Below are 12,762 nucleotides of genomic sequence, written 5' to 3'. Positions count from 1 at the left end.
TTCACAATAGTAATTTACTAATAATGGAAATCAAACTCCTCTTTAGGTTAGCATCCCTATTATAAAGAGTCAAACAAATAGATAGGCTTGATTTTTCTTATAGATGGCGATCGGCAAATAGCTGTTCTTTAATCAATTGCAAGCCTTCTTTAATTTTCCGAGCCCTTACTTCCCCAATTCCTTCCACATCATCTAATTCCTCTACAGAAGCTGCTACAATATGGGGTAAGTGTTCAAATTGATTAATCAGATTTTCCATAATCACGACTGGTAATCTCGGGACCTTTTTTAACATTCTGTACCCTCTAGGACAGATGAATTCATCTAAGTGCACATATCCAGAGTGCCCCAATTGTTTGAGGAAGAAGGAATCTTCAATGATCTCTTCCGCGGACATCTCCTGTAATTTACAAAGAACTTGCTCTGTGTCGATGGTTCTGTCATGAGCATAATCTTTTATGACTAAAGCCGCTTCCTCTTCCATATCTGCTAATAGCTCATTCATTTGTAAATAAATCAGTCTTCCTTCAGTTCCTAATTCATTTAAATACGTAATAAGCTCTGTTTTAATTCGTAAAACCATTTCCACGCGTCTTAATACTTGAAGAACATCTCCGTAGGTGACTAGTTCTTCAAATTCTAAAATACTTAAGTTGGATATACTTTGCTCTAATACCAGTTTGTATTTTTCTAATGTTTGAAGGGCTTGATTGGCTTTTGAAAAAATAACGGAAATATCCTTTATCGTATAACGAAAATTCCCTTGATAAAGCGTGATCACGTTTCTCCGTTGAGAAATAGCGATAACTAGAGCTTTTGTTTGCTTGGCAACTCGTTCTGCGGTTCGATGACGCATACCTGTTTCTGAGGACGTGATCGATGAATCTGGTGCTAGCTGAGCATTTGCAATCAATATTCGATTACCTTGTTCGTTTAAAATAATGGCACCATCCATTTTAGCTAGTTCATATAAAAAACTTGGAGTGAAAACACAATTTACTTGAAAGCCGCCATCCACCATGGCTTTTACCTTATCATTATATCCAAGGACGATTAATCCTCCTGTATTAGCGCGTAGGACATTATCAATTCCATCACGAATAGGCGTACCTGGAGCAATAAATTGTAAAATTTCACTTTTTGCTTTTTCACTCAGCTTTTTATGATCCATGCTTATCCTCCTAATGTTACTTTTAACGCTTGACTAACAGTTGAAACACCAATTAGTTCAATACCATCTGGACCTTTCCAGCCACCTAGATTATTAGCCGGTAAAATGACTCGTTCAAAGCCTAGCTTTGCCGCTTCCTGTACTCTCTGCTCTATTCTAGATACCCTTCTTACTTCCCCTGTTAAACCTACTTCCCCAATGATGCAGTCTGTTGGTCGTGTTGGTTTATCACGAAAACTGGAGGCAATGCTGACAGCAATAGCAAGATCTATTGCGGGTTCATCTAACTTCACTCCACCCGCTACCTTTAAATAAGCATCTTGGTTTTGTAATAGCATCCCTACTCTTTTTTCTAAAACAGCCATTAAGAGTGGAACTCGATTGTGGTCGATACCTGTTGCCATCCGACGGGGATTTCCAAAACTCGTTGGGGAAATAAGAGCTTGAACCTCTACCAAAACTGGACGTGTTCCTTCCATTGAGGCCACAACGGTCGACCCAGCAGCTCCTTGTGAACGTTCTTCAAGGAAAATCTCCGATGGATTTTCAACTTCTTCAAGACCCGCTTCTTTCATTTCAAAAATACCCATTTCATTTGTAGAACCAAAACGATTTTTTACTGCCCTTAATATCCGGTATGTATGATGTCTTTCCCCCTCAAAATATAGAACAGTATCAACCATATGTTCTAATATCCTAGGACCAGCAATTGAACCTTCTTTTGTGACGTGGCCGACAATGAAAATGGCTATCCCTTTTGTTTTAGCTATTCTCATCAGCTCTGCTGTACATTCACGGACTTGAGAAACACTTCCCGGAGCAGAGGTGACATTCGGATGGAATACGGTTTGAATCGAATCTACTATGACAAACTGAGGACTCATCTGTTCGATGGTTTGATTGATATCTTCCAAATTCGTTTCCGAATAGACAAGTAGGTTTTCCGATTTTATCCCTAAACGGTCTGCCCGAAGCTTTGTTTGTCTAAGCGATTCCTCACCGGAAATATAAAGAACCCGGTGTTGATGGACAGCTAATTGGGAGGAAACCTGCAAAAGCAAAGTAGATTTACCTATCCCAGGGTCACCACCGATTAAAATGAGAGAGCCACGTACTACCCCTCCGCCAAGAACACGATTTAGTTCTACTAAATCTGTTTTTACACGAGGTTCAGAAACTGTTTCAATTGATGTTATTGGGGTTGCTTTTGACATTGATTTATCATGAAGTGAATGAGTGAAGGCTCCTCTTCTTCCAGGAGCGGACCTCTCCACCTCTTCAACCATTTTGTTCCATTCCCCGCACCCTGGACACTTCCCCATCCATTTAGCAGATTCATAGCCACATTCCTGGCACATGAATTTTGTTTTTGACTTTGCCATTATTTACATCCTCTCTTTAAATTACCTAGTTCTGGTCTATTTTATGATTATTATTTTAATAAAAGATTATTTTCCTTTTTAAAAGGCTCTGATAAATCTAGTTGTTGATTTCCGCTCCAATCAACAGGGGATGAAAATCGTGAATTCATTAACATAGCATTTTAAAAAAAGAGGTACACGAAGTATATAAATCGTGTACCTCCAAACTTTTAGGATTAGCTCCTGATTACATCACTTCTGTTGGTTCTGCAGTTTTGACAACGAATTCTCCATTTTCAACATCAATTAGTACTTTTTGATTGGTTAGGAGGGTACCTTTTAATAATTCTTCAGATAGACGGTCCTCAATATGCTTTTGGATAGCACGACGTAATGGACGTGCACCATATTCTGGATCATATCCTTCTTCGGAGATTTTTTCTTTTGCTGTATCTGTCAATTCTACATCGATGTTTTGCTCTTTTAAGCGTTTCACTAATTGGTCAGACATAAGAGTAACAATTTCCTTCAAGTGCTTTTTCTCTAATGCATGGAAAACAATCATTTCATCGATACGGTTTAAGAATTCTGGACGGAATGCTTTTTTCAGCTCCTCCATTACCTTACCCTTCATATCTTTATAATCTTGTTCTCCATCTTGGATATTGAATCCAACGTATTTATTACGTTTAAGGGATTCAGCACCGACATTCGAAGTCATAATCAAAACAGTGTTACGGAAATCAACAGTTCTACCTTTAGAATCTGTTAATCGTCCATCCTCTAAAACCTGTAGCAGGATATTAAACACATCTGGATGTGCTTTTTCAATTTCATCTAACAAAATAACAGAGTATGGTTTTCTGCGAACCTTTTCTGTTAACTGTCCGCCTTCTTCATAACCTACATAGCCTGGAGGTGAGCCAACAAGACGAGAAGTCGAATGCTTCTCCATATATTCAGACATGTCAATGCGGATCATGGCATCTTCATCCCCAAACATTGCCTCTGCTAATGCACGGCCAAGCTCTGTTTTACCAACACCAGTAGGGCCTAAGAAGATGAAAGAACCAATCGGACGTTTAGGATCCTTTAAACCTGCACGTGCACGGCGAACTGCTCTAGAAATAGCCTTAACAGCTTCCTCTTGACCAATGACACGAGAATGGATAATCTCTTCTAGCTTTAATAGCTTATCTGTTTCGGTTTGAGCTAATCGAGAAACAGGTATTCCCGTCCAGCTTGATACGACATTTGCAATGTCTTCCACCGTCACTTCACTATTTTCTTTCCCTTGTTGCTCTTTCCAATTCTTCTTCGTTTCTTCTAGCTTCTCTCTTAAGCGTTGCTCGGTATCTCGGAGTGAGGCTGCTTTTTCAAACTCCTGACTTTGAACAGAAGAATCCTTCTCTTTTCTTACTTCTTCAAGCTTTAGCTCTAATTCTTTTAAATTTGGAGGTGTCGTATATGAGCGAAGACGAACCTTTGATCCGGCTTCATCAATTAAATCAATCGCCTTATCTGGTAAGAATCGATCAGAGATATATCGATCTGATAGCTTAACTGCTGCTTCAATCGCTTCATCAGTAATCGAAACTCGATGATGAGCTTCATAACGATCACGTAAGCCTTGTAAAATTTGAACAGATTCCTCCATGGTTGGTTCATCAACTCGAATTGGTTGGAAACGTCTTTCTAATGCTGCATCTTTTTCAATATATTTGCGGTACTCATCTAAGGTCGTAGCACCGATACATTGTAACTCTCCTCTTGCTAAGGATGGCTTTAAGATGTTAGATGCATCAATCGCACCTTCTGCTCCACCAGCACCGATTAATGTATGAAGTTCATCAATAAAGAGAATGATATTTCCAGCTTGGCGGATTTCATCCATCACTTTCTTTAAACGATCTTCAAACTCACCTCGATATTTAGTTCCTGCCACTACTGTACCCATATCTAGTGTCATAACGCGCTTATCACGTAATATTTCTGGTACTTCATTGTTTACAATTTGTTGGGCTAAACCTTCAGCAATCGCCGTTTTACCAACTCCAGGCTCACCAATTAGAACTGGATTATTTTTTGTACGACGGCTTAGCACTTCAATAACCCGTTGAATTTCTTTACTGCGGCCAATTACCGGGTCAAGACTTCCTTCACGAGCGATAGCTGTTAAATCACGAGCCAAACTATCTAAAGTAGGTGTATTGGCACTAGCAGATGCTCCACCTTGATGTCCATTTGAATCATTACTTCCTAATAACTGAAGGACTTGTTGACGTGCCTTGTTTAAGCTCACACCAAGATTATTTAATACCCGAGCTGCTACACCTTCACCTTCACGAATCAGACCTAGCAATATATGTTCAGTACCAACATACGAGTGACCTAGTTTTCTAGCTTCATCCATAGATAGTTCAATTACCTTTTTAGCTCTAGGAGTATAATGAACAGTTTGTGAAGTATCTTGCCCTTTACCGATTAAGGTTTCTACTTCTTTTTGGATTTTATCTGAACCGAGTCCAAGGGCATACAGGGCTTTCGCAGCAATTCCTTCTCCTTCACGGACTAATCCAAGCAGAATATGCTCTGTACCAATATTATTGTGTCCTAATCGAATAGCTTCTTCTTGAGCTAATGCTAAAACCTTTTGGGCTCTTTCTGTAAAACGTCCAAACATCATATGTCATTCCTCCTAACGATTTCATTTTTCTAATCTTATTCTTTCGCGAATAAGTGTTGCACGTCTTATATCCCTTTCATTAGGGCGTAATGCCCCGCCAGCATACTGCTGAAGGAAACCTGGTTGGGTAAGTATCATTAGTTCATTCAAAATATTTTTTGAGATATCTTTTATATATCCCATATCAATCCCTAGCCGCACATCAGATAAACAGCGAGCTGCTTCTTTCGATTCAATAATTCTCGAGTGTGACAATATACCTAAGGAACGGAAGACTCTGTCTTCTAATTGTATGTTAGAAGTTTTCACTAATGCTTCTCGAGCTGCTCTTTCCTGAGAAATTAGTTGACTTACCACACTAAATAAATCAGATACGATATCTTCCTCAGACTTACCTAGAGTGATTTGATTGGATATTTGAAAAATATTCCCTAATGCTTCACTGCCTTCTCCATAAATACCTCTAACGACTAAACCAAGCTGATTGATGGCTGGAACGATGCGATTCATTTGATGCGTTAAAACTAATCCAGGTAGATGCATCATTACGGATGCTCTTAACCCTGTTCCTACATTAGTTGGGCAACTTGTTAAATAGCCATGCTTTTCATCGAATGCATAAACAACATGTTGCTCTAATACATCGTCTATTTGGTTTGCTAGTTTCAGTGCTTCCACCAATTGTAAACCTGGAAACAGGCATTGAATTCGTATATGATCTTCTTCATTTAACATAATGCTGATTTCTTCATTTGCAGAAAGAAGGCATGCACCATGCGCCGAATCCTCAGCCAAATGAGGGCTAATTAAATGTTTCTCTACTAATACCCTCTTTTGAAGAGGTTGAAGCTCATTCATCTTTAATAGTTCAAAAGGGACAAGCTTTTGAAAATCTGAACGTTGAACCATTTCTTCCATTGTTTGAATAATAGCTGCAGCTTCTTCATTTGTTGCCAATGTCGGAAACTTATAATCTTGAATGTTTCGGGCAAGTCGTATACGGGAACTTAATACAATATCAGAATCTGGACCTTCTGAACTCATCCAAGAACTGACTGCCTGATTTAAAAAGCGCTCAAGTGACACAATTATTCGCCTCCTTCATGAGCATCATTTAGATTTTTTTCGAGAGAACGAATTTCATCGCGAATAATAGCTGCATTTTCAAACTCTTCTTTAGAGATTAATTCTTTCAAACGTAACTTTTTCTCCTCTAGATCTTTTTTTAATCGTAAATTACCGCCAACTTTTTTAGGAATTTTTCCATTGTGTGTCCAATTGCCACTATGAAGTCTTCTTAAAATTGGTTTTAATTGGTCTTTAAAAGCATGATAGCAATTAGAACAACCAAATCTCCCTACTTTTACGAATTGAGGAAATGTCATATGACATTGGTTACATTGCAAAATCTCCTCTTGATGAAAAGCATCTTGTTTAGGTTGAGGGAAAGAATGTTCTACATTGAATAGTCCTGCTAACAGATTATGAATTGGAAAGGCGGATGTACCACCATTCATCATAAACATCTCACCCTTTTCCTGGGCACATTTTTCACAAAGATGCGTTTCTGTTTTTTCCCCATTCATGATTTTTGTAAAATGTAGGGTGGCTGGTCTTTGATTACATTCCTGACAAATCATGTTTTCACCCACTTACCTTATTTATATTTTAAAGTCGTTAACATGGCTTTTAACATTCGTGCACGCAATTCGTCGCGATAAGGAAGATCAATATATAATACAGAACGGTCAATCACACTTAACATGATTTTAGCTTCTCGATTATTAATAACCTCTTCCCCTACAAGGCGGTAAATGACATCCTCTGCACTACTTTGGCTAATTCGATTCCCAAATAGAGATAATAACTGATCAATGAGATGCGCATGATCATCTGTTTGAACCTTCATGATTCGAATATATCCGCCGCCTCCGCGTTTACTTTCTACGATATATCCTCTTTCAATTGTAAAACGGGTATTTATAACATAATTGATTTGGGATGGGACACATTGAAATTTATCTGCTATCTCACTACGTTTGATTTCGACTAAGTCAGAATCACTAATATCTAATACTTGCTTCAGATAATTCTCAATGATGTCAGATATATTCCTCATCTAACCACCTCCTAATCTGACTTTGACTATATTTGACTATAATTATACATGAAAGAATAAAAAAAATTCAACTGACAGTAATCCACATTCACTTATTTTCCCCAAAAATAGCCAAACCAAAACCTAGTTTAGGAAATTCCCGTTTAAAAAAGAGAAAGTAATGATGGATTGATAATTGATGAAGTTCATAAAAATCAAAAGCCCATCATAATCAGGATGATGGGCAATCTTTCTAGGATATTATTTTGACTGAATATGGAGTGTATCTGCCTCTTTTAAGCATAAATCCAAAGCCTTTGAAACACAAAAAAAACAACCCAGTTGGGTTGTTCTTTAGTTGCCTGGCGACGTCCTACTCTCACAGGAGGAATCCTCCAACTACCATCGGCGCTGAGAAGCTTAACTTCCGTGTTCGGTATGGGAACGGGTGTGACCTTCTCGCCATCGCCACCAGACTGTATTTTGTTGAGGTAAACTCTTTTCACTTACGTGAAAAAGTCTTGTTCCCTCAAAACTAGATAATGTATTAGAAGAAGTAAAAACAGGTTTGCCTTATTTGGATATCCAAATGTTTTGGTTAAGTCCTCGAACGATTAGTATCAGTCAGCTCCACACGTCACCGCGCTTCCACCTCTGACCTATCAACCTGATCATCTTTCAGGGTTCTTACTAGCTTACGCTATGGGAAATCTCATCTTGAGGGGGGCTTCATGCTTAGATGCTTTCAGCACTTATCCCGTCCGCACATAGCTACCCAGCGATGCCTTTGGCAAGACAACTGGTACACCAGCGGTGCGTCCATCCCGGTCCTCTCGTACTAAGGACAGCTCCTCTCAAATTTCCTACGCCCACGACGGATAGGGACCGAACTGTCTCACGACGTTCTGAACCCAGCTCGCGTACCGCTTTAATGGGCGAACAGCCCAACCCTTGGGACCGACTACAGCCCCAGGATGCGATGAGCCGACATCGAGGTGCCAAACCTCCCCGTCGATGTGGACTCTTGGGGGAGATAAGCCTGTTATCCCCGGGGTAGCTTTTATCCGTTGAGCGATGGCCCTTCCATGCGGAACCACCGGATCACTAAGCCCGACTTTCGTCCCTGCTCGACTTGTAGGTCTCGCAGTCAAGCTCCCTTGTGCCTTTACACTCTACGAATGATTTCCAACCATTCTGAGGGAACCTTTGGGCGCCTCCGTTACTCTTTAGGAGGCGACCGCCCCAGTCAAACTGCCCACCTGACACTGTCTCCCACCCCGATAGAGGGGTGCGGGTTAGAATTTCAATACAGCCAGGGTAGTATCCCACCGACGCCTCCACCGAAGCTGGCGCTCCGGCTTCTCAGGCTCCTACCTATCCTGTACAAGCTGTACCAAAATTCAATATCAGGCTACAGTAAAGCTCCACGGGGTCTTTCCGTCCTGTCGCGGGTAACCTGCATCTTCACAGGTACTATAATTTCACCGAGTCTCTCGTTGAGACAGTGCCCAGATCGTTACGCCTTTCGTGCGGGTCGGAACTTACCCGACAAGGAATTTCGCTACCTTAGGACCGTTATAGTTACGGCCGCCGTTTACTGGGGCTTCGATTCAGAGCTTCGCTTGCGCTAACCCCTCCTCTTAACCTTCCAGCACCGGGCAGGCGTCAGCCCCTATACTTCGCCTTACGGCTTCGCAGAGACCTGTGTTTTTGCTAAACAGTCGCCTGGGCCTATTCACTGCGGCTTTTCGAGGCTATTCACCCCAAAAAGCACCCCTTCTCCCGAAGTTACGGGGTCATTTTGCCGAGTTCCTTAACGAGAGTTCTCTCGCACACCTTAGGATTCTCTCCTCGCCTACCTGTGTCGGTTTGCGGTACGGGCACCTTTTATCTCGCTAGAGGCTTTTCTTGGCAGCGTGGAATTAGGAACTTCGGTACTATATTTCCCTCGCTATCACAGCTCAGCCTTCACGGTAACGGGATTTGCCTCGTTACCAGCCTAACTGCTTAGACGCACATATCCAACAGTGCGCTTACCCTATCCTTCTGCGTCCCCCCATTGCTCAAACGATAAAGAGGTGGTACAGGAATATCAACCTGTTATCCATCGCCTACGCCTTTCGGCCTCGGCTTAGGTCCCGACTAACCCTGAGCGGACGAGCCTTCCTCAGGAAACCTTAGGCATACGGTGGATGGGATTCTCACCCATCTTTCGCTACTCATACCGGCATTCTCACTTCTAAGCGCTCCACCAGTCCTTACGGTCTAGCTTCAACGCCCTTAGAACGCTCTCCTACCACTGACACCATACGGTGTCAATCCACAGCTTCGGTGTTACGTTTAGCCCCGGTACATTTTCGGCGCAGAGTCACTCGACCAGTGAGCTATTACGCACTCTTTAAATGGTGGCTGCTTCTAAGCCAACATCCTGGTTGTCTAAGCAACTCCACATCCTTTTCCACTTAACGTAAACTTTGGGACCTTAGCTGGTGGTCTGGGCTGTTTCCCTTTTGACTACGGATCTTATCACTCGCAGTCTGACTCCCACGGATAAGTCTTTGGCATTCGGAGTTTGTCTGAATTCGGTAACCCGATGAGGGCCCCTAGTCCAAACAGTGCTCTACCTCCAAGACTCTTACTACGTGAGGCTAGCCCTAAAGCTATTTCGGAGAGAACCAGCTATCTCCAAGTTCGATTGGAATTTCTCCGCTACCCACACCTCATCCCCGCACTTTTCAACGTGCGTGGGTTCGGGCCTCCATCCAGTGTTACCTGGACTTCACCCTGGACATGGGTAGATCACCTGGTTTCGGGTCTACGACCACATACTCATTCGCCCTATTCAGACTCGCTTTCGCTGCGGCTCCGTCTTTTCAACTTAACCTTGCATGTAATCGTAACTCGCCGGTTCATTCTACAAAAGGCACGCTATCACCCATTAACGGGCTCTAACTACTTGTAGGCACACGGTTTCAGGATCTTTTTCACTCCCCTTCCGGGGTGCTTTTCACCTTTCCCTCACGGTACTGGTTCACTATCGGTCACTAGGGAGTATTTAGCCTTGGGAGATGGTCCTCCCTGCTTCCGACCGGATTTCTCGTGTCCGGCCGTACTCAGGATCCACTCAGGAGGGAACGAAGTTTCGACTACAGGGTTTTTACCTTCTCTGACCGATCTTTCCAGATCTGTTCATCTACCCCGTTCCTTTGTAACTCCATGTTGAGTGTCCTACAACCCCAAGAGGCAAGCCTCTTGGTTTGGGCTATGTCCCGTTTCGCTCGCCGCTACTCAGGGAATCGCGTTTGCTTTCTCTTCCTCCGGGTACTTAGATGTTTCAGTTCCCCGGGTATGCCATCAGTACCCTATGTATTCAGGTAAAGATACTACTCCATTACGAGCAGTGGGTTCCCCCATTCGGAAATCTCCGGATCAAAGCTTACTTACAGCTCCCCGGAGCATATCGGCGTTAGTCCCGTCCTTCATCGGCTCCTAGTGCCAAGGCATCCACCGTGCGCCCTTATTAACTTAACCTAAAGGTTAATTCTCTTACTTAATATAAGAGACAAACTAAAACGGCAATCTTACTCGGTTTTTACTTGGTTTCTTCTATACGATTATCTAGTTTTCAAGGAACAAAAATAGCAATATCCTTTGCTATTAAGTAGCAATAGCAATATATTGCCACAAGAGAGATTGCTCTCTCAAAACTAAACACCAAACAATTAACACCAAAGATTTTAATGTTTTTGTGACCGATGGTCACTTATATTCCTTAGAAAGGAGGTGATCCAGCCGCACCTTCCGATACGGCTACCTTGTTACGACTTCACCCCAATCATCTGTCCCACCTTAGGCGGCTGGCTCCTTACGGTTACCCCACCGACTTCGGGTGTTACAAACTCTCGTGGTGTGACGGGCGGTGTGTACAAGGCCCGGGAACGTATTCACCGCGGCATGCTGATCCGCGATTACTAGCGATTCCAGCTTCATGCAGGCGAGTTGCAGCCTGCAATCCGAACTGAGAATGGTTTTATGGGATTCGCTTAACCTCGCGGTCTTGCAGCCCTTTGTACCATCCATTGTAGCACGTGTGTAGCCCAGGTCATAAGGGGCATGATGATTTGACGTCATCCCCACCTTCCTCCGGTTTGTCACCGGCAGTCACCTTAGAGTGCCCAACTAAATGCTGGCAACTAAGATCAAGGGTTGCGCTCGTTGCGGGACTTAACCCAACATCTCACGACACGAGCTGACGACAACCATGCACCACCTGTCACTCTGTCCCCCGAAGGGGAAAGCCCTATCTCTAGGGTTGTCAGAGGATGTCAAGACCTGGTAAGGTTCTTCGCGTTGCTTCGAATTAAACCACATGCTCCACCGCTTGTGCGGGCCCCCGTCAATTCCTTTGAGTTTCAGTCTTGCGACCGTACTCCCCAGGCGGAGTGCTTAATGCGTTAGCTGCAGCACTAAAGGGCGGAAACCCTCTAACACTTAGCACTCATCGTTTACGGCGTGGACTACCAGGGTATCTAATCCTGTTTGCTCCCCACGCTTTCGCGCCTCAGCGTCAGTTACAGACCAGAAAGTCGCCTTCGCCACTGGTGTTCCTCCACATCTCTACGCATTTCACCGCTACACGTGGAATTCCACTTTCCTCTTCTGTACTCAAGTCCCCCAGTTTCCAATGACCCTCCACGGTTGAGCCGTGGGCTTTCACATCAGACTTAAAGGACCGCCTGCGCGCGCTTTACGCCCAATAATTCCGGACAACGCTTGCCACCTACGTATTACCGCGGCTGCTGGCACGTAGTTAGCCGTGGCTTTCTGGTTAGGTACCGTCAAGGTACCGGCAGTTACTCCGGTACTTGTTCTTCCCTAACAACAGAGCTTTACGACCCGAAGGCCTTCATCGCTCACGCGGCGTTGCTCCGTCAGACTTTCGTCCATTGCGGAAGATTCCCTACTGCTGCCTCCCGTAGGAGTCTGGGCCGTGTCTCAGTCCCAGTGTGGCCGATCACCCTCTCAGGTCGGCTACGCATCGTCGCCTTGGTGAGCCGTTACCTCACCAACTAGCTAATGCGCCGCGGGCCCATCTGTAAGTGACAGCCGAAACCGTCTTTCAGCTTTCCCTCATGAGAGAGAAAGGATTATCCGGTATTAGCTCCGGTTTCCCGAAGTTATCCCAGTCTTACAGGTAGGTTGCCCACGTGTTACTCACCCGTCCGCCGCTAACCTTCAGGAGCAAGCTCCTAAAGATTCGCTCGACTTGCATGTATTAGGCACGCCGCCAGCGTTCGTCCTGAGCCAGGATCAAACTCTCCAATAAAGTGTTTGATATAGCTCATAAAGTTTACTCTGGCTTTTTTTAAAACTTCTATAATAGAAGCCTTACCTTTGTTAATGTTTGGTTGTTTAGTTTTCAAAGAACAATGTTTTCAGAGACAAC

At 43.4% G+C, this 12,762-nt stretch carries 6 protein-coding genes and 3 rRNA genes; all 9 read right to left on the bottom strand.

Translation table 11 applies throughout. The features are described 5' to 3' along the window. Positions 1 to 97: 97 nt before the first annotated feature. Complete coding sequence (gene disA / locus ACSBPO_RS23040; protein WP_442597434.1) at positions 98 to 1,171, bottom strand: DNA integrity scanning diadenylate cyclase DisA; 1,074 nt, start codon at positions 1,169 to 1,171, stop codon at positions 98 to 100. A 2-nt stretch (positions 1,172 to 1,173) separates the two neighbouring features. Next, complete coding sequence (gene radA / locus ACSBPO_RS23035) at positions 1,174 to 2,553, bottom strand: DNA repair protein RadA (protein WP_442597432.1); 1,380 nt, start codon at positions 2,551 to 2,553, stop codon at positions 1,174 to 1,176. Positions 2,554 to 2,779: 226 nt separating this feature from the next. Next, complete coding sequence (gene clpC, locus ACSBPO_RS23030) at positions 2,780 to 5,218, bottom strand: ATP-dependent protease ATP-binding subunit ClpC (protein WP_442597430.1); 2,439 nt, start codon at positions 5,216 to 5,218, stop codon at positions 2,780 to 2,782. A gap of 21 nt (positions 5,219 to 5,239) precedes the next feature. Beyond that, complete coding sequence (locus ACSBPO_RS23025) at positions 5,240 to 6,304, bottom strand: protein arginine kinase (protein ID WP_442597428.1); 1,065 nt, start codon at positions 6,302 to 6,304, stop codon at positions 5,240 to 5,242. 2 nt (positions 6,305 to 6,306) lie between these two features. After that, complete coding sequence (locus tag ACSBPO_RS23020; RefSeq protein WP_442597426.1) at positions 6,307 to 6,858, bottom strand: UvrB/UvrC motif-containing protein; 552 nt, start codon at positions 6,856 to 6,858, stop codon at positions 6,307 to 6,309. Between the two features lie 17 nt (positions 6,859 to 6,875). After that, positions 6,876 to 7,337 (bottom strand): CtsR family transcriptional regulator, encoded by a 462-nt coding sequence (locus tag ACSBPO_RS23015; RefSeq protein WP_442597424.1) that lies wholly within the window; start codon positions 7,335 to 7,337, stop codon positions 6,876 to 6,878. A gap of 339 nt (positions 7,338 to 7,676) precedes the next feature. Next, a 5S ribosomal RNA gene (gene rrf, locus ACSBPO_RS23010) occupies positions 7,677 to 7,792 on the bottom strand. Between the two features lie 118 nt (positions 7,793 to 7,910). Next, positions 7,911 to 10,847, bottom strand: a 23S ribosomal RNA gene (locus ACSBPO_RS23005). 245 nt (positions 10,848 to 11,092) lie between these two features. Beyond that, a 16S ribosomal RNA gene (locus tag ACSBPO_RS23000) occupies positions 11,093 to 12,642 on the bottom strand. The 16S, 23S and 5S rRNA genes sit together here, the layout of an rRNA operon. Positions 12,643 to 12,762 lie beyond the last annotated feature (120 nt).

Source organism: Neobacillus sp. D3-1R, from assembly GCF_052180215.1.
Lineage (GTDB): Bacteria > Bacillota > Bacilli > Bacillales > Cytobacillaceae > Pseudoneobacillus.
The sequence above is the reverse complement of the archived record's forward strand: the minus strand, read 5'-3'. Positions and strand labels throughout refer to the sequence as shown.